The 18439-nt window shown below is 73.1% G+C and carries 17 protein-coding genes; 10 read left to right on the top strand and 7 right to left on the bottom strand.

The genetic code is table 11. From position 1 onward, the window contains the following. Positions 1–230: 230 nt before the first annotated feature. The 4 genes from E1285_RS03240 to E1285_RS47080 all read left to right on the top strand — a co-directional run bounded on the left by E1285_RS03240 (position 231) and on the right by E1285_RS47080 (position 5375). Positions 231–1829 (top strand): ABC-F family ATP-binding cassette domain-containing protein, encoded by a 1599-nt coding sequence (locus tag E1285_RS03240; RefSeq protein ID WP_132147853.1) that lies wholly within the window; start codon positions 231–233, stop codon positions 1827–1829. Positions 1830–1945: 116 nt separating this feature from the next. Next, complete coding sequence (locus E1285_RS03235) at positions 1946–2158, top strand: helix-turn-helix domain-containing protein (RefSeq protein ID WP_021596738.1); 213 nt, start codon at positions 1946–1948, stop codon at positions 2156–2158. A 148-nt stretch (positions 2159–2306) separates the two neighbouring features. After that, positions 2307–3146 carry an enoyl-CoA hydratase/isomerase family protein gene (locus tag E1285_RS03230; RefSeq protein WP_132147851.1) on the top strand — a complete coding sequence of 280 codons (840 nt, stop codon included), beginning with the start codon at positions 2307–2309 and terminating at the stop codon, positions 3144–3146. 198 nt (positions 3147–3344) lie between these two features. After that, a complete protein-coding gene (locus tag E1285_RS47080; protein ID WP_132147943.1) occupies positions 3345–5375 on the top strand; it encodes an ABC transporter ATP-binding protein in 2031 nt (676 codons plus the stop codon). 32 nt (positions 5376–5407) lie between these two features. Here the strand turns inward: E1285_RS47080 and E1285_RS03220 are convergent, their stop codons facing one another. Further along, complete coding sequence (locus E1285_RS03220; RefSeq protein WP_132147849.1) at positions 5408–6376, bottom strand: sulfotransferase; 969 nt, start codon at positions 6374–6376, stop codon at positions 5408–5410. Positions 6377–6538: 162 nt separating this feature from the next. Between E1285_RS03220 and E1285_RS03215 the strand changes: the two genes are divergently transcribed. The 3 genes from E1285_RS03215 (at position 6539) to E1285_RS03205 (ending at position 9439) form a co-directional block, all read left to right on the top strand. After that, entirely contained in the window at positions 6539–7306 is a 768-nt protein-coding gene (locus E1285_RS03215) for a Sir2 family NAD-dependent protein deacetylase (RefSeq protein WP_132147847.1), read from the top strand. Positions 7307–7505: 199 nt separating this feature from the next. Continuing rightward, entirely contained in the window at positions 7506–8552 is a 1047-nt protein-coding gene (locus E1285_RS03210; protein WP_243722509.1) for an LD-carboxypeptidase, read from the top strand. Further along, positions 8549–9439: a hypothetical protein gene (locus E1285_RS03205; RefSeq protein ID WP_132147845.1), complete on the top strand. Its 891-nt coding sequence runs from the start codon at positions 8549–8551 to the stop codon at positions 9437–9439. Before E1285_RS03210 ends, E1285_RS03205 begins: the two co-directional genes overlap by 4 nt. A 45-nt stretch (positions 9440–9484) precedes the next feature. Here the strand turns inward: E1285_RS03205 and E1285_RS03200 are convergent, their stop codons facing one another. Next, a complete protein-coding gene (locus E1285_RS03200) occupies positions 9485–10114 on the bottom strand; it encodes a hypothetical protein (protein WP_132147843.1) in 630 nt (209 codons plus the stop codon). A gap of 93 nt (positions 10115–10207) precedes the next feature. Here E1285_RS03200 and E1285_RS03195 point away from each other — a divergent pair, with 93 nt between their 5' ends. Beyond that, a complete protein-coding gene (locus E1285_RS03195; RefSeq protein ID WP_243722508.1) occupies positions 10208–11674 on the top strand; it encodes a PLP-dependent aminotransferase family protein in 1467 nt (488 codons plus the stop codon). A 6-nt stretch (positions 11675–11680) separates the two neighbouring features. Here the strand turns inward: E1285_RS03195 and E1285_RS03190 are convergent, their stop codons facing one another. From E1285_RS03190 to fdhD, 5 genes are all read right to left on the bottom strand, one after another. Continuing rightward, positions 11681–12115, bottom strand: coding sequence for a CBS domain-containing protein (locus E1285_RS03190; protein WP_132147841.1), 435 nt, complete (start codon positions 12113–12115; stop codon positions 11681–11683). Between the two features lie 144 nt (positions 12116–12259). Continuing rightward, complete coding sequence (locus E1285_RS03185; protein ID WP_132147839.1) at positions 12260–13873, bottom strand: NAD(P)/FAD-dependent oxidoreductase; 1614 nt, start codon at positions 13871–13873, stop codon at positions 12260–12262. A gap of 57 nt (positions 13874–13930) precedes the next feature. Next, positions 13931–14884: an alpha/beta fold hydrolase gene (locus tag E1285_RS03180; RefSeq protein ID WP_243722507.1), complete on the bottom strand. Its 954-nt coding sequence runs from the start codon at positions 14882–14884 to the stop codon at positions 13931–13933. 71 nt (positions 14885–14955) lie between these two features. Further along, positions 14956–15828 (bottom strand): metal-dependent hydrolase, encoded by an 873-nt coding sequence (locus E1285_RS03175; RefSeq protein ID WP_243722506.1) that lies wholly within the window; start codon positions 15826–15828, stop codon positions 14956–14958. Positions 15829–16050: 222 nt separating this feature from the next. Then, entirely contained in the window at positions 16051–16863 is an 813-nt protein-coding gene (gene fdhD / locus E1285_RS03170; protein ID WP_132147837.1) for a formate dehydrogenase accessory sulfurtransferase FdhD, read from the bottom strand. A gap of 182 nt (positions 16864–17045) precedes the next feature. On the opposite strand from fdhD, the gene E1285_RS03165 reads away from it, so the two are divergent. Then, positions 17046–17366 carry a DUF4333 domain-containing protein gene (locus tag E1285_RS03165; protein WP_132147836.1) on the top strand — a complete coding sequence of 107 codons (321 nt, stop codon included), beginning with the start codon at positions 17046–17048 and terminating at the stop codon, positions 17364–17366. A 203-nt stretch (positions 17367–17569) separates the two neighbouring features. After that, positions 17570–18439, top strand: an 870-nt coding sequence (locus E1285_RS03160; RefSeq protein ID WP_132147835.1) for a sulfotransferase, incomplete at its 3' end; no start/stop codon positions are given.

Genomic DNA, 18439 nt, shown 5'->3' with positions numbered 1-18439 from the left:
CGCCACCATTCCCATCCTGGCCACCGGCTCGGCGTTCACACATCCGTCCCGTCCGGATCGGCATGGGTCCGGCCGGTGGGGCGGGGCCCCGCCCGCCGTCCCGTACACTGGACGGATGGTTCCGCTCCCGAACTGACAGTGCGCCCCGCGCGCCCCGGTCCCACGGTGACCGCGTGGCGCGCTTCTTCGTGCCTGTCCACCGAGCCGTCCGTCAGGGGAGCCCTGTCACTGTGATCATCGCCAAGGACATCGAGCTGCGCGCCGGGCCCCGGCTGCTGATCGAGACCGCCACGTTCCGGGTCAACCCCGGCGACCGGGTGGGCTTCGTCGGCCGCAACGGCGCGGGCAAGACCACCCTCACCAAGGTGCTGGCCGGGGAGGCGCAGCCCGCGCAGGGCGCCGTGACGTCCTCCGGCACCATCGGCTACCTGCCGCAGGACCCCCGCGACGTCGACCTGACGGAGCTGGCCCGCGACCGCATCCTGTCCGCCCGCGGGCTGGACGAGGTCATCCGCGAGCTGCGCGCCGCCGAGGACGCGATGGCGGACGCGACCGTCGCCGACCGCGACAAGGCCCTCCGCCGGTACGGCCGGCTGGAGGAGCGCCTGCACGTGCTCGGCGGCTACTCCGCCGAGGCCGAGGCCGCCTCGATCGCCTCCAGCCTCGGCCTGCCCGACCGGGTGATGACCCAGTCCCTGGGGACGCTGTCGGGCGGCCAGCGGCGCCGCGTGGAGCTCGCGCGCATCCTGTTCTCCGGCGCCGACAACCTGCTGCTGGACGAGCCGACCAACCACCTGGACGCCGACTCGATCGTGTGGCTCCGCGACTTCCTGAAGGCCCACCAGGGCGGGCTCGTCGTGATCAGCCACGACGTCGAGCTGCTGGGCGCCGTCGTCAACCGGGTGTTCCACCTGGACGCCAACCGCAGCGTGGTCGACATCTACAACGTCGGCTGGAAGAAGTACCTGGAGCAGCGGGAGACCGACGAGCGGCGCCGCAAGCGCGAGACGGCCAACGCGCAGCGGCAGGCGTCCGCGCTGGTGTCGCAGGCCGACAAGATGCGCGCCAAGGCCACCAAGGCCAAGGCAGCGCAGCAGATGGACCGGCGCGCGCGGAGCCTGCTGGCGGGCGTCGAGGGCGAGCGGCGGGCCGACAAGGTCGCCAAGATCCGCTTCCCGGATCCGGCACCGTGCGGCAAAACCCCCCTTACCGCCGAAGGTTTGTCGAAATCGTACGGATCTTTGGAGATTTTCACCGACGTGGACCTCGCGGTCGACCGGGGCAGCCGCGTCGTCATCCTGGGGCTGAACGGAGCGGGCAAGACGACCCTGCTGCGCCTGCTGGCGGGCGTCGACGAGGCCGACACCGGGTCGGTGGTGCCCGGTCACGGCCTGCGGGTCGGCTACTACGCCCAGGAGCACGAGACCCTGGACGTCGACCGGTCCGTGCTGGAGAACATGCAGTCGGCCGCGCCCGGCATGGCGCCCGTCGAGGTCCGCAAGATCCTCGGCTCGTTCCTGTTCTCCGGCGACGACGTCGACAAGCCCGCGGGGGTCCTGTCCGGCGGCGAGAAGACCCGGCTGGCGCTGGCGATGCTGGTGGTCTCCAGCGCGAACGTCCTGCTGCTCGACGAGCCCACCAACAACCTCGACCCGGCGAGCCGCGAGGAGATCCTCGGGGCGCTGCGGACGTTCGCCGGGGCGATCGTCCTGGTGACCCACGACGAGGGCGCCGTCGACGCGCTCGCGCCGGAAAGGGTGATTTTGCTGCCGGATGGTGTGGAAGACATCTGGAGTGACGAGTTTGCCGATCTGGTGGCGCTCGCGTGACCTGCGAGGTGACTTCCGCAGATCTTTTCTGGCCGAGTGGGTAGCCGAACAGCTGGGAATGACTGATCATGGCGGGGGATAACGCAGCGGTCACCACATCACTACGGGAGGTACTCGTGGCCGAGACCCTTAAGAAGGGCACCCGCGTGACCGGTGCCGAGCGCGACAAGCTGGCGGCGGACCTGAAGAAGAGGTACGACTCCGGCGAGAGCATCCGCGCCCTGGCAGCCGCCACCGGCCGCTCCTACGGTTTCATCCACCGGATTCTGACCGAGTCCGGCGTCAACCTGCGCGGTCGCGGCGGCGCGACCCGGGGCAAGAAGTCCTGAACGGACACCGGCCCCCGGATGAGCGCACCGCCTGAACCGGCGCCGCGACCGGCCGAGTAAGTTCGGTCGCGGCGGCGGGACAGGTGCCGGGCCCTGGCCCCGTGGACGGCGGGGCAGGGCCCGTCGTGCTCATCGAGAGGGAGGCCTGATGGCGGAATCGAATACGGACGGGCGGCCGGAAACGGCCACGGACCGGGCGGCGCACGGCGCGGCTCCGGGCGCGGCTCCCGACGGGGCGGCCCTCCGGGAGGCGGGCCTGCGGCTCGACGTGGACGGCGCCGTGGCGACCGTGACGCTGAACCGGCCCGAGCGCCGCAACGCCATGACGTTCGCCACCTGGCGCGGTCTCGCCGCGATCGGGCGGTCCCTGCCCGCTGACGTCCGCGTGGTCGTCCTGCGCGGCGAGGGGCCGAGCTTCTCGGCGGGCATCGACCTCGGCATGTTCTCCGGCGAGGGCGACGGATTCACCGACGGGTCCGACGCCGAGGGCAGCGACCGGTTCATCGCGGAGCTGCAGGAGGGCTACACCTGGCTGCGGCGACCCGAGATCGTCACCGTCGCGGCCGTGCACGGCCACGCCATCGGCGCGGGCTTCCAGCTCGCCCTGGCCTGCGACATCCGCGTGGCCGCCGACGACGCCGAGTTCTGCATGAAGGAGCCCGCGCTCGGCCTCGTCCCCGACCTGACCGGCACCAAGCCGCTCGTCGAGATCGCCGGCATCGGGCGCGCCCTCGAACTGTGCCTGACCGCCCGCACCGTGCTCGCCGACGAGGCCGCCCGGATCGGGCTCGCCGAGATCGTCGTCCCGCGCGACGGGCTGGACGGCGCCGTCCGCGACCTCGTCACCGCGCTGCTCGCGGTCAACCCCGGCGCGGCCGTCGCGACCAAGCGGCTGCTGTGGCAGGCCCCCGGCAACACCCTCGAAGAGCAGAGCGCCGCCGAACGCCGCGAGCAGATCGGCCGGCTGCGGGAGATGTTCGGACGCTGACCCGGACGGGGGCGGGCCCGGCTTCACGGGGTGGCCGGCCCCAGCCCGCGCGCCTGGTTACGCCAGGAGCGGACGCGGGAAGGGGGCCCGCCGGCGGTGCGTTGTCCCCGCCGGATACTGAAATGCTTACTTGATTACGTTCATGCGCGGCGCCGCTCCCCTCCGGCCGCGCAGCGGACCTCGGAGGCGCTTGTGGGAATGCCGAGCAACGGCTGGCAGGTGCTGGCCTCGTTCCGCAAGGACGACTCCGTCACCCGGCAGAAGCTCAAGCCCGGCACGATCGGGCGGATCGCGGGCTACGCGCGTCCCTACGTCCGCGAGCTGGCGCTGTTCCTCGCCCTGAACTCGCTGGCCGCGCTGATCGTCGTCGCCAACCCGCTGCTGCTCAAGGCGATCATCGACAGCGGGATCATTCCGGGCCGGCAGAGCGTGGTCGTCTGGCTCGCCCTCGCCGTCGCCGGGCTCGCGCTGGTGGAGGCCGTGCTCGGCCTCGCGCAGCGGTGGTACTCGGCGCGCGTCGGTGAGGGCCTCATCTACGACCTGCGCAGCGAGGTCTTCGCGCACGTCCAGCGGCAGCCGGTCGCGTTCTTCATGCGGGCGCAGACGGGTTCGCTCGTCAGCCGGCTCAACAACGACGTCATCGGCGCGCAGCGCGCCCTCACCACCACGCTGTCTTCGGTGGTGTCCAACGTGATCAGCCTGGTCCTGGTGCTGGTCACCATGATGATCCTGTCGTGGCAGGTCACGCTGATCGCGCTGCTGCTGCTCCCGATCTTCATCCTGCCGGCCAAGTGGGTCGGCAAGCGCCTGCAGCGCGTCAGCCGCGAGCAGATGGTGCTGGACGCCGAGATGGGCTCGCTGATGACCGAGCGGTTCAACGTCGCGGGCGCGATGCTGGCCAAGCTCTACGGGCGCCCTTCCGAGGAGGAGGAGAACTTCTCCGGGCGCGCCGCGCGGGTCCGCGACGTCGGCGTCATCGCGGCCATGTACGGGCGGATCTTCTTCACCGCGCTGACGCTGGTCGCGGCCCTGGCGACGGCCATGGTCTACGGCGTCGCCGGCTCCCTGGTCGTGAACGGCGCCTTCGAGCTCGGCACGCTCGTCGCGCTCGCCACCCTGCTGACCCGGATGTACGGTCCGCTGACCGCACTGTCCAACGTCCACGTGGACGTCATGACGGCGCTCGTGAGCTTCGACCGCGTGTTCGAGGTGCTCGACCTCAAGCCGCTGATCCGCGACCGCGACGGCGCCCGCACGCTCGACGAGGCGCGCGAGGACGCCGAGGACGACGAGCGCCCGGCGGCGCCCTACCTGTCCAAGGGCCCGTCCAACGGCCCGTCCAAGGGCTTGTCGAAGGGCTTGCCGAAGGGCTTGCCGAAGGGCCTGTCGAAGGACCGGGGCGCCCCGGCGGTCGAGTTCGACCACGTCCGGTTCGCCTACCCGTCCGCGGAGGAGGTGTCGCTGGCCTCGCTGGAGTCGATCGCGCGCACCGACACCGCCCCCGGGCGCGAGGTCCTGCACGACATCGACTTCACCGCGGCGCCGGGACGGCTCGTCGCGCTCGTCGGGCCGTCCGGCGCGGGCAAGTCGACGATCACGCACCTGGTGTCGCGGCTGTACGACGTCACCGACGGGGCGGTGCGGATCGGCGGCGCCGACGTCCGCGACGTGACCCTCGAATCGCTGCGCGCCGAGATCGGCGTGGTCAGCCAGGACGCGCACCTGTTCCACGACACGATCCGCGAGAACCTGCGCTACGCCCGCCCGGACGCCTCCGACGAGGAGATCACGACGGCGCTGGGGGCGGCGCGGATCGGCGACCTCGTCGCCGCCATGCCCGAAGGCCTCGACACGGTCGTCGGCGACCGCGGCTACCGGCTGTCGGGCGGGGAGAAGCAGCGGCTGGCGATCGCCCGGCTGCTGCTCAAGGCCCCGTCCGTGGTGGTGCTGGACGAGGCGACCGCGCACCTGGACTCCGAGTCCGAGGCGGCGGTCCAGCGGGCGCTGCGCACGGCGCTGGCCGGGCGGACGTCCCTGGTGATCGCGCACCGGCTGTCGACGATCCGGGAGGCCGACCAGATCCTGGTGATCGACGACGGCCGGATCGCCGAGCGCGGGCGCCACGAGGAGCTGCTGCTCCAGGGCGGCCTGTACGCCGAGCTGTACCGCACGCAGTTCGCGCACCAGCGCGACGGGGAGCGCCAGACCGAGCCGCTCGGCGCGGACTAGCGGCCCCCGGCCGTCCCGGCGCGGCCCGGGGTTCAGGCGTCGGAGCCGGTGCGGTAGCCGAGCCGCCGCAGCTCGGTCCCGGCGACCTTCTCGACCTGCGCGGCCTGCCGCGGTGTGAGGCGGTCCCGCCACGACCCGACCCCGTGGTCGCCGGCGTCCGGCGCCCCGACGCGGACCAGGCCCGACGTGGACGTCCCGGCCAGCGGCGCGTCCAGGTACTGCGACAGCTCCGCGCCCACGTGGCGCGGCCTGGCCACCAGCTCCTCGTAACGCACGGTGAACAGCTGGTCCTCCGGGACCTGCCGGCGCAGCTTCGCGCTGAGCCGCACCGAGCCCCGCCACCTCAGCGCGCACTTGACCGCCACCGCGGCGCGCGGCCACCGGTTGCGCTCGGTGTGGTCCTCGACTCCGAAGAACGGGTTGGGGAACACGGTGTCCAGGTTGGCGAGGCCGGGCTTGAACCAGGCCAGGCAGCGCTCGTCGTCCAGCATGTCGGCGACCACGTCGCGGCCGTCCCGGATCACCTGGACGAGCTGCGCGTCGGGGAAGGCGTCCAGGAGGACGTCGGTGCTGTAGATCAGGTCGGGGGAGGCGTCGGCGAACCGGGCGAGCCCGCGCGGCTCCACGCACGGCTCCAGAGGGTCCCCGCCCTGGGCGGGGCCTCCGGGGGCGGCGGGCGGCCGCGGCGGCAGCCCGGCCAGCTCGCGGCATTCGTCCGGACACTGCGCGCAGGCGCGGGCGGAGACCAGCCACGCCTCGGCGTAGGCGTCCCGGAGCACCCGCGCCGCCCCCTGGCCGCGCTCGGTCGCGATCGACGGCTGCCGGGCGAACGCGTAGGTGACGCGCAGCACGCCGGGACGGCCCGTGGTCAGATGGAAGCCGGGGGAGCGCTTGACCGCACGCGCGAGCGACTCCGCACCGGAGTGGGGTGCGCCCAGGATGAACACGGGGCGGCGGACCTTGGTGCCGTTGATCACCAGGATGTGCGGCGTCGACCTCATACGAGGCCAAGTTTGTCACCTTTTGGCGGCTGGTCGGTCCGTGACGCTCTGTAAGGGGCGACCGATATCCATCCGTTAGGCGCGCGTCCGCCCGCAAGAGGAGGGGCGAACCGTCCGCGCGGCTGACGCGGGCCGCGCCTCCCCGCGCCTACCATGAGGAAGATGGACGCTCCCCTGACGCTCGCCGAGCTTCTGCCGAAGGCGGACGCGATCACGGTCCTGACCGGCGCCGGGATCTCCACCGACAGCGGCATTCCCGACTTCCGCGGCCCCGAGGGCGTCTGGACGAAGGACCCGGCGGCGGAGGCGATGTCCACGATCGGCACCTACCTCGCCGACCCGGACGTGCGGCGCCGCGCCTGGCGGTCCCGGCGCGACAACCCGCTGTGGGACGCCGAGCCCAACGCCGCGCACGCCGCCCTCGCCGAGCTGGAGCGGGCCGGGCGGCTCCGCGCCCTGATCACCCAGAACATCGACGGCCTGCACCAGCGCGCCGGATCGGGCGCCGGGACGGTCATCGAGATCCACGGCAGCATGCGGGACGCGGTCTGCCTGTCCTGCGACCTGCGCACGCCCATGACCGAGATCCTCAAGCGGGTCGACGCCGGCGAGGAGGACCCGTCCTGCGTGGAATGCGGAGGCATCCAGAAGTCCGCGACGATCTCCTTCGGCCAGGCGCTGGACCAGGACGTCCTGGACGCGGCGGTCACCGCGTCCCGCTCCTGCGACCTGTTCATCGCCGTCGGGACGTCGCTGACCGTCCAGCCCGCCGCCGGCCTGTGCCTGGAGGCGGTCGACCACGGCGCCCGCCTGGTGATCATCAACGCGGAGGAGACACCGTACGATGGGCTGGCCGACGCGGTGCTGCGCCGGCCGATCGGCGAGACGCTGCCGCGCCTCGCCGCAATCGCGCTCGGTACCGGGCGATGATCTGTTGGCGGGTCGTGACCGTGCGCCTCTTCCACTGGCGTTCGGATCCTGACAAGCTCTATCCGTTGCGGTGCGAGGAGGGATCGGGTTGAAGAGCGGGGGCGCTCGCGCGGAGGCGGTCGAAGGATCCGCCGACGCGCCCGCCGTCGGCATCCCCGACGGACCGCCTCAAACGCGACAAAGCCGCAGGTACGGGCGATTGCGGCCCGGGGACCGGGTCGCGGTCATCGCCCCCAGCGGCCCCGCCGACCCCGCCCGGCTGGAGGCCGGCTGTGCCGTCCTCCGTGACATGGGCCTTGACGCGGTGGTCGGGAAGCACGCCCTCGACCGAGTCAACCTCGGCCCGCCGGGCCCCGTCCGCGACGACTGGCACCGGCTCGCCGGAAGCGACGCCGACCGGGCCGCCGACCTCCAGGCCGCCTGGTGCGACCCCCGCGTCCGCGCGGTCGTCTGTGCGCGGGGCGGCTACGGCGCCACCCGCGTCCTGGACCATCTCGACTGGGACGCCCTGCACGACGCGGCGGAGGCGTCCGCCGCGTCCGGCCGCGGCCCGAAGATCCTGCACGGATCCAGCGACATCACGGCCCTGCACGCCGCTTTTGGAACGCGCCTGGGCGTCACCACGTCCTTCGGTCCCATGCCCGCCGGCGTGATCGCCGATCTCGGCCCCGCACCGGCGGGGGAGGAAGGGGCGGAGGGCGGGTCGGACGGCGGGTCCCCTGCCTGCCGGCAGGCCACGCTCGACGGACTCCGCGCCGCGCTGTTCGGCGGCGCCGTGGCCCTTCCCGGCACGCACGCGCTGCGGCCGGGCCGCGCGGAGGGCCCGCTCGCCGGCGGTACCCTGTCGCTCCTCACGGCCCTCCTCGGCACCCCGTACGCGCCGCCGCCCGCCGCGGGCCACATCGTCTTCCTGGAGGACGTGACCGAGGCGCCGTACCGGATCGACCGCATGCTCCTCCAACTGGCCCAGTCCGGCTGGCTCGACGGCGCGGCCGGGATCGCGCTCGGCTCCTGGCGGGACTGCGGCGACCCCGCCGAACTCGACTCGGTGTTCGCCGCGCGGCTCGGGCCGCTCGGCGTCCCGGTCCTCGCGGGCGTGCCCGCCGGGCACGGCCCGCACCAGCGCACGCTGGAACTCGGCGCCCACGCCGTCCTCGACACGACCGCCCTGCACGACAGGACGGGCACAGCCGCTCCCGACCCGGCGGCCGCGCTCACCCTCAAAGCACCGGGAGGTGCGCGATGAGCGGCCGCCACGCCCGTCCCGACCCCTGGGACGACGGGACCCTCGACTCCCTGCTGTCGCTGGTGGCCGAGAGCCTCGGCTACTCCTGCCACCGCGCGCCCGGCGAGATCGTGCTGCTGGAGGGCCCCACGCGGCTGCCGGTGAGCATGCGCGACCTGCGGCAGCTCGCCCGGCTGGTGCCGCGCGACGACTGGCCCGCGCTGGTCTCCGACCACGTCACCACGATCGTCACCGCGATGGAGGAGCCGCTCGACCTCAGCGACTTCGACCTCGCCCAGCACCTGCTGCGCACCCGCATCTACCCCGCCGAGGCCGACAACGGCGTCCTGGCCGCCCGGCCGTTCGCGCCCGGCCTCATCGAGGTCGTGGTCGTCGACACGCCCACCTCGGTCCGGACGGTCAGCACCGAGGACATGAACGGGTGGCCGGTGTCCGGCGACGCGCTGTTCATGCTCGGCCGCGCCAACGTCCGCGGCGACGGCTCGCTCCAGGTGGACGAGCAGGACCTCGGCGGCGTGCGCGTCTCCGTCCTGCACGGCTGGACGTTCTACGCCGTGACCCACCTGGCGTGGCTGGAGGAGTATCTGCCGATCGGCCCGTACGGCGCGCTGGTCATCGCCCCCAACCGCAGCCTCATCGTCGCCCACCCCCTCCGCATCAACGAGGGCTGCCCGAGGGCCCGCTACCGCGCCGCCGTGGCCGCGGCCAACGAGCTCCAGGCCCAGGCCCACCGCGCCTACGAAGAGGGCCCGGGGTCGCTCACCCCGCACCTGTACTGGTGGCGCGGCGGTGAGCTGACCTACCTCGAAACCCGCTACGAGGGCGACTCCCTCGTCCTGCCGGAGGAGTTCTCCTCCGTCCTCGCGACCCTCGCCGCCGAGCACTGAGCGAGAGCACGGCGGGTCAGGTGCGGGGGGTCAGGTACCGGCGGGTCAGGCCCGTGCGGGTTCGCCTTCGGGTTCCGGGGCCGGCTCGGGGTCCCGGCGCTTGATCGTCAGCGCGGGCAGGAAGACGTGCGTCAGCGGCCCGATCGCGACCGCGTAGAGGATCGTCCCGACGCCGACGGTCCCGCCGAGCAGCCAGCCGACGGCCAGGACGGCCAGCTCGATCGCCGTCCGGACCACGCGGATGGAGTGGCCCCGCGCCGCGATCCCGGTCATCAGGCCGTCCCGCGGCCCCGGACCGAGCCCGGCGCCGATGTAGCAGCCGGTCGCGAAACCGCCCACCAGGACGGCCGTGACCAGGTACGCCCAGCGCATGCCGAGCGCGTCCGGGGCGGGCAGCAGCCAGAGGAACAGGTCGGCGAAGACGCCGACGAGGATGACGTTGCTGATCGTGCCGATCCCGGGACGCTGCCGGAGCGGGATCCACGCGAGCATCACCAGCGCGCCGGCGATGATGATCCAGGCGCCGATCGACAGGCCGACACGGCGGGACAGGCCCTCGTGGAAGACGTCCCAGGGGTCGTTGCCGAGACCCGACGACACCTGCAGGGCGATCCCGAGCCCGTAGAAGGCCAATCCGGCGTACAGCTGGATCAGACGGCGTGCCATCAAGGCCATTGGTTGCTCCTCCACCCACGATTGGCCATCCTCCGGAACACTCTGGCGGAAGTGGCCTGGTCTTTGTAGAGCCAATATGTGAAAGTGGCTTGTGTGAGCACCAGATATGTGAGCGGACCGCACCTGGCCCGGCTGCTGGGCGGCGTGTCGAGCGAGCGACCCGTCTACGCGGCGCTGGCCCGGTCGGTGCGCGGCCTCGTCCTGGACGGGCGGCTCGCGCTGCGGACCCGGCTGCCCGCCGAACGCGACCTGGCCGCCGCACTCGGCGTCAGCCGCACCACCGTCACCGCCGCCTACGACCGGCTCCGCGACGAGGGCTACGTCGAGAGCCGCCGGGGCGCCGGAAGCTGGACGGTGCTGCCCCCGGTGCGGATGTCGCCGGCCGAGCCGCGGGGCGCGGCGCCCGGCGGCCGCTTCGGCAGGGCGCACCCGGTCCCCGACGACGCGACGTTCATCGACCTCGGCTGCGCCACCCCCGGCGCGCCGTCGATCTTCGGCGAGGCCGTCGCCGCCGCCGTCGACGAGCTGCCCCGCTACAGCTCCGGCCCCGGCTACGAGCCCGCCGGGCTCGCGAGCCTGCGGCAGGTCATCGCGGACGGGTACGCGGCGCGCGGCGTCCCCACCCGTCCCGACCAGATCGTCGTCACCACCGGCGCGCAGCACGCGTTCACGCTGCTGTCAGAGACCCTGATCGAGGCCGGCGACGCCGTCGTGGTCGAGCGCCCCACCTACCCGCACGCGCTCGGGGCGCTGCGCCGCCGCGGCGCCCGGCTCGTCCCCGTCGGCGTCAACGAGGGCTGGGACGTCGAGCTCGCCGCGGGCGCCATGCGGCAGGCCGCCGCCCGGATGGCCTACACGATCCCCGACTTCCAGAACCCGACCGGGCAGCTGATGCCGGCCGCCGACCGGGCCGCGCTGGTCGACGCGGGCCGCCGCGCCGACGCGTTCCTGGTCACCGACGAGACCTTCGCCGATCTCGCCCACGACCCGCGGGCGCCGCGCGAGCCGCCGCTGGCCTCGTTCGACTCCGGCGGCCGGGTCGTCACGATCGGCTCGGCGTCCAAACTCATGTGGGGCGGCCTGCGGATCGGCTGGATCCGCACCACCGCGCCGCTGGCGCGCCGCCTCGTCCTGGCCCGCGAGCCGTTCGACATGGCCAGCCCGGTACTCGACCAGCTGATCGTCCGGGAGCTGCTGCTGCGGGTGGAGGAGGTCCGCGCCGAACGCGCGGAAAGCCTGCTGCGCGGCCGCGACGCGCTCGCCGGCGCGCTGCGCGAGCTCCTGCCCGGCTGGGAGTTCCGGCTGCCCGCCGGCGGGATGTCGCTGTGGGCGCGGATCGGCGCGCCCGTCGCGACACTCGTCGCCGAGGCGGCCGAGCGGCTCGGCGTCCGCGTCGTCGCCGGGCCGGTGTTCGGCGTGGACGGCGTGCTGGAGGACTACGTCCGGCTCCCGTACGTCCTGCCGCCGGACACCCTGCGCCTGGCCGTCGAGCGGCTGGCCCTCGCCTGCCGGGAGGTCGAGTCGGCGCCGGCGGCCCGGCCCCTCCCGGCGTACGTCTGAGACCGGCTAGGGGGCTCGCTGGATGTAGTCGACCAGGTGTTCGCGCTCGCTTTCGAGTTCGTCGATGGCGCTCTTGACCACGTCGCCGATGCTGACGATCCCGACGAGCGCCCCGTCCTCGACGACGGGCACGTGCCGGAACCGGTGCTCGGTCATGGCCTGGCGCAGGTCGTCCACCTTGTCGGCGGGACCGCAGCTGCGGACCTCGGCGGTCATGATGTCGGAGACGGGCCGGTCGAGCAGCGCGGCGCCGCGCTCGTGCAGCGACCGCACGACGTCGCGCTCGGACGCGATGCCCGCGATGGCCGCGCCGTCCGGCGAGACCACCACCGCCCCGATGTTGTGCTCCGCCAGGACGGCGAGCAGCTGGCGCACGGTGGCCTCGGGCCGCACCGTGGCCACCGCGTCTCCCTTCCTACGCAGGATGTCGCGAATCCGCATGCCTCACGCTCCGGTGCCGGTTCGGGACCCGTGGGGCGAAGGCCGCCGGGGGAGGGGGCCTGTCGCCGGGCTTTCCTGCAAAGGTCGCATGTTCCGGCCCCCGGGAAAACCCCGAGGCGGTAAACGAACCCCGCGCGGCGCCGGCTAAGGGGCGAGGAAGCGGGTCAGCGCGTCGAGGGCGGGGGTCAGCAGCCGGCCGGCCGGGGAGGCGTGGGCGAGGGCCGCCCGGGCGGCGTTGGCGCCGCAGGCGCCGTGCACACCGCCGCCGGGGTGGGCGGACGCGGACGCCAGGTACAGGCCCGCGACGGGGGTCTCGGCCCGGCCGAGGCCGGGGACGGGACGGAACACCAGCTGCTGGTGGATCATCGAGGTGCCGCCGTTGAGGGCGCCGTTCAGCAGGTTGGCGTTGCGCTCCTGGAACGCGGGCGGCGCGGTGACGCGGCGGCCCGTGACCCTGGAGCGGAAACCCGGGGCGAAGCGTTCCAGGACGTCCTCCATGCGCGCCGCCATGGCGGTCTGCTCGCGCTCGTCCCAGGCTCCGGTGATGCCGTCCGGGCCGGCGTCGCCCTTCACGCGGTGGGGCACGTGGGTGTACGCCCAGACCGACTCGGTGCCCGCGGGGGAGCGCGAGGGGTCGGCGGTCGTCATCTGCCCGAGCAGCGCGAACGGCTCGGACGGGACGCGGCCGGTGGCGAGCTGGGCGCTGTAGTCGCTCATCGCGTCCATGCCGGGGGAGAGGTGGACCGTTCCGGCCCGCGCCGCGCCGGGGGACGCCCAGGGGATCGGCCCTGACAGGGCCCAGTCGACCTTGAAGGTGGCGTGGTCCCAGTCGAAGCGCCGCATGTCCTCGCGCAGGGACCCGGGCAGGTCGTCCCACCCCACCAGGCCGCCGTAGAGGACGGGTGCCGACACGTCCGCCACGACGGCCCTGACGGCGCGCACCGGCTCGCCGGCCGCGGTGCGCACGCCCAGTGCCCGGCCGCCGCGGACGACGACCGACGCGACCGGGGTCGCGCAGCGGACGCGCCCGCCCCGGGACTCCAGCCGCCGCACGAGCGCCGCCGTCAGCTCGCCCGCGCCGCCCTCGGGCACCGGCCAGCCGTACCGCTGCCCGACCATGGCGAGGAGCCAGCCGAACACCGACCCGCCGGTCGTCTCGGGCAGCATGTCGGTGTGCAGCGCCGAGCCGGTGAGCAGCAGCGGCCCGCCCGGCCCGGTGAACTCCCGCTCGCCGAACGTGCGCGCGGGCGCCAGCAGGGAGCGCAGCACGCGGAGCCCGCCCGCGCGCCGCGCCGACACGGCCAGCGGGAGCGCGGCGCGGACGGGCGGGAACGGCGTGAGCAGGGCGCGCAGGACCTCCTCGCCCATCTCGTCCCACAGTCCGCACAGCCGCAGCCACGCCTCGCCGTCGCCCTTCCCGAGGGCCTCCAGGCCGCCCGCGGTCGCGTCCGGGTCGCGTTCGAGGACGGCGCAGCGTCCGTCCGGCAGCGGGTGCGCGAGGACGGCGGGCGCGTGCCGCCAGCGCAGCCCGTGCCGTTCGAGGCCGAGGGCGCGCATGGCGGGGGAGGCGACGCCGAGCGGGTAGAACGCGCTGCACGTGTCGCTGACGTAGCCGGGATGGACGCCGCGGTCGCTGCGCACCGCCCCGCCCGGCTCGGGCTGCGCTTCGAGGACCTCCACGTCCCAGCCGGCGTCGGCCAGCATGTTGGCGGCGACGAGCCCGTTGGGCCCGGCGCCGACGACCACGGCGTCCGCCATGCGATCCCGCCTTCCCGGGGTGAATGATCACCCTACGGGTACCCGGGCCGGCGGGGTTCAGCCCACGTCGAGGGGAGCCCGGCGCGGGGCGCGCGGCCCGGTGGCGTCGAGCGGGCCGCTCCGCGCGCCGGTCATGTGCTCGGTGATCCAGCCGGCGACCTCGTCCGGATGGCTGCGCGGCACCCAGTGGCCGGCCTTGACGGGCCGGATCGACAGGTTCGGGACGCGGGCGGCGAGCCCGCCCACCAGATGCGGCGACACGAACAGGTCCCTGGTGGGGACGATGACCTGGACCGGAACGTCCGTCCGCCGGTCGAGCGGCCCGCGCAGCCGCCGGAGCATGTTCGCCCGGTACAGGCCGACCCCGGACGCGCCGTCGCGCGCCATCGTCGCGGCCGGGTGCCCGGGGCGCGGCGGGACGCCCTCGCCCAGTTCCAGGGCACGGGCGAACGGCCTGGACAGCCCGGCGCGCCACATGAGCTCCGGCAGCAGCGGCGTCTGGAAGAAGTAGATGTACCAGGACCGGGCCGCCTGCCCCGCCGCCCGCCTCAGGTTGGACGGCGTCGGGCGGGCGAGCCTGCGGCGCATCCAGTGGCCGACGTGGTCCAGGCACGGCCCGGAGATCGAGGTGAAGGAGGCGAAGCGGTCCGGCATCGTGCACGCCGCCTCCCACGCCTGGATCGAGCCCCAGTCGTGGCCGACGAGGTGCACTTTCCGGTCGGGTGCGGTGGCGTCCATCACGGCCTGCAGATCGGCCATCAGGTACCCGAACGTGTAGCGCTTGCGCCCGAACGGGCGGGACGACGCACCGGCTCCGCGCACGTCGTACCGCACGACGTGGAACCGTCCGGAGAGCCGCTCGGCGACCTCGTCCCAGACGGCGTGGGTGTCGGGGTAGCCGTGGACGAGCAGGACGGTCGGGCGCGACCGGTCGCCCTGCTCGTAGACGGCCAGGTCGACGCCGTCGCCGCGGATCCGGCGCCGGGTGACGGGTGAGGCCGGGGGTGTCATGGCGCCCGAGTCTAGTAGGGGTCGTATGTCCGCTAGGTGCGTATCCGCCAGTGGTTCTAGCCGGGGTGGTTCTAGTAGGGGTCGTAGCCCGCGGCCCGGGCGGCGGGGGACTGCATGAGGTAGTCCAGTGCCCGCGGCGTCGAGCACACCTTCGACGGGTGGTGGTTCGGCTTGAGGTAGACCGGCGCCTCACCGAGCAGCAGCCTGAAGATCCCGGGCACGTGCCCCAGCCGGACGGACCGCCGGTACGACCGGTAGACGCGCAGCGGCGTCACCCGCCTCTTGATGGTCGGGTCCTGCTTGAGCAGGTACAGGGATCCGCCGATCAGAGCCCAGTACAGGAAGAACAGCGACACCACCCACGCGGTGACGCGGGTGAGGTAGCCGCCGCCGAACGCCTTGTACACGTCGAACACGACCGACCGGTGCTCGACCTCCTCCGCGCCGTGCCAGCGCAGCAGGTCCAGCATGGTGGGGTCGACGCCGGCCTTCTCGAACCGGTCGTTGTCCATGATCCACTGGCCGAGGACGGCGGTGTAGTGCTCGATCGAGGCGACCGCGGCCAGCTCGAACCGCAGCCGCCGCCGCCACGCCCGCGGGTTGCGCTTCTTCAGCTCCGCCATCTGGGCGGGGCGGTCCGCGTTGCCCTTCGCCGCGACCTCGGTGATCTTGGAGACGTCGATCCCGTTGGTCTCCAGGATCTGGTCGAGGACGCCCTGGTGCGACCGGGCGTGCACCATCTCCTGCCCGATGAACCCCTTGATCTCCTCAAGGAGCCGCTCGTCCTTGATGTAGGGGCGGGCGTCCTTCACGCACTGGATGAACCACTTCTCGCCCTCGGGCAGGACGATGTGGAACGAGTTGATGATGTGCGTGGCGACGGGATCGCCCGGGACCCAGTGCAGCGGTGTCTCCGACCAGTCGAAGGACACGCGCCGAGGCATGATCGGAGGATGGCGCTCGTCGATCCCGGACGCCGGTCCGCCGTCTGTCAGGGGCCTCGTCATTCACGTCCTCACTTCCACGTACCGACACCGTCACGCGGCGTACGCAGACGCGCGCGCGATCCATTGGGGGACGAGTCAACTCCTGTGGGCCGCGTGATTTCTTGAGGCAAAGCCAACAAGTTACCGCTTGGTTTTCGGCCCGTGATGACAAGCGGGCGCTTACAGGGCGAGCCGCTCCGCTCCCGTGTAGACGTTCATGGTCTCACCCCGGAGGAACCCGACGAGGGTCATCCCGGCATCCTCGGCGAGATCGACCGCGAGCGACGACGGCGCGGACACCGCCGCCAGCACCGGCACTCCCGCCGTCATCGCCTTCTGCGTCAGCTCGAACGAAGCGCGCCCGCTCACCATCAGGACCGTCCCGGCCAGCGGCAGCCGCCCCTCGCGCAGCGCCCATCCGACCACCTTGTCGACCGCGTTGTGCCGCCCCACGTCCTCGCGCAGCGCGAGCAGCTCTCCCGCGGTGTCGAACAACCCCGCCGCGTGCAGGCCGCCCGTCCGGTCGAACACCCGCTGCGCCTTCCGCAGCCGGTCCGGAAGGGCCGCCAGGAGGTCCGGCGTCAGCCTGAGCGGATCGTCGCCCACCTCGTACGGCCGGTCGGCCCGCAGCGCCTCGATGCTCGACTTCCCGCACACCCCGCACGCGCTCGTCGTGGTGAACGCCCTGGTCATGGAATCGTCCGGTGCCGGGACCCCGGGGGCGAGCGTCACGTCCAGGGTGTTCTGCTCACCGGTGTCGGCGCAGTAGCGCATGGCCGCCAGATCGTCCGCGCGCCCGATCACGCCCTCGGCCGCCAGGAAGCCCGCCACGAGATCGAAGTCGTGCCCGGGCGTCCGCATCGTGATCGTCAGCGGCTTGCCCGCGACGCGGATCTCCAGGGGCTCCTCCACCGCCAGGGTGTCGGGCCGGCGCCCGCGCGATCCGGAGGTGTGCAGCCGCAGGACGGGCCTGCGGACGGTGATCCGCCCCATAGGCGTGACCGTACCCCGGAAACCCGCCGGCAACGAAAAAGTTCGCGCCGATATGTCCTGTTCTGTGTCCCAATCTTCTCGGGGCCGGATGCCCTGGCCCGCGGGACGTCCCCGGGCCGAGCATCGGAACGTACCAAGGCGCCCGCGGGGGGACGCCGCGAACACAAGGGAGTCGGACGACGATGCGAAAGTTCCTGGTCCTGCCGGTGCTGCTCGGGGGCCTCGTGCTCGCCACCGCGGGCTGCGAGGTGTCCACGGCGGTGTCCAAGACGGTCTCCGCCGACAAGGTCGAGGAGCAGCTCGACGCCAAGTTCGGCCCGCCCTTCGACGACGCGGGGATCGGCCCGGCCACCAGCGAGTGCCCGGAGAGCCTCAAGGGCGAGGTCGGCGCCACGCTCGAGTGCACCGTCCGCGACGCCACGGGCCGTACCTACCCCATGGTGGTGACCGTCACGTCCGTCGACGGGGACCAGGTCAACTTCAACATGAAGGAGGCGCGGTAGCCGGGCCGCGGGCCGGACGCCGCGGAAACGGTCCCGTACGACCGTCGTGACGGGGCCGTTTCCGCGGCGCGGGCGCCGCGCCTGGCTGAGGATGTGATGGGAGTGTCTGGGGATGTGGCGAGAGGAGATGCTTTACTGGGAACCACCCCCTAGATTTGCCTAGGTCAACGTACTCCTCAGCACAGATTGATCTCCGACGACGCATGAGCAGCGCTCCGAAGAAGAATCAGGTCACGACCGGACTCCGGCGGCGGGGGAACCTGCTGGCGGCGGCCCTCAAGCCCCCGGCCCGCACACAGGCCGCGCCGACGCGGGACGATCAGTCCCGCGGCGAAGGCGGCGGGGAGGAGATCGTCCCGTCGGCGGTCCCCCGGCTGGTGGAGTCGCCGGTCTTCCTCCTGTGCTCGGTGCGTTCGGGATCAACCCTGCTCCGGGTGCTGCTCAACAGCCACACGGAGATCCGGGCACCGCACGAACTCCACCTGCGCCACCTCAAGGTGAAGCCGAACCGCGACTTCACCAACGACATCATGGGGGAGCTGGGGCTGAACGTCCAAGAGCTGGAGTACATGCTCTGGGACCACGTGCTCTGGTACGAGCTCCAGCGCAGCGGCAAGTCGCAGATCGTGGAGAAGACGCCCTCCAATGCCCTGGTCTGGCAGCGGCTGGCGGCGGCGTGGCCGGAGGCGCGGTACATCTTCCTGCTGCGCCACCCCGCCTCGATCGTCGAGTCGGTCCTGGCCCGGCGCAAGGGCTCCGTGCGCGAGACGGTCGTCCCCGAGATCCTCCGCTACGCCGAGAGCATCGAGGCGGCCCGGCACGAACTGCCCGGCGTCACCGTGCGCTACGAGGACCTGACGGCCGCGCCGGAGCAGGTGACCAAGGAGATCTGCTCCTTCCTCGGCGTCGAGTGGGAGCAGGGGATGCTGGAGTACGGCGAGCGGGACCACGGCCCCTACCGCGCGGTCTTCGGCGACTGGGGCGCCAAGCTCAAGTCCGGCGAGATCCAGGCCGCCCGCCCCCTGCCCGACCCGGACACGGTGCCCCCCGAACTCAGGGACATCACCCGGGCC

Origin of the sequence: Actinomadura sp. 7K507 (assembly GCF_004348425.1) — a bacterium.
GTDB lineage: Bacteria > Actinomycetota > Actinomycetes > Streptosporangiales > Streptosporangiaceae > Spirillospora.
Note: the sequence above shows the minus strand (reverse complement) of the source record. Positions and strands in the feature narration are given on the sequence as shown.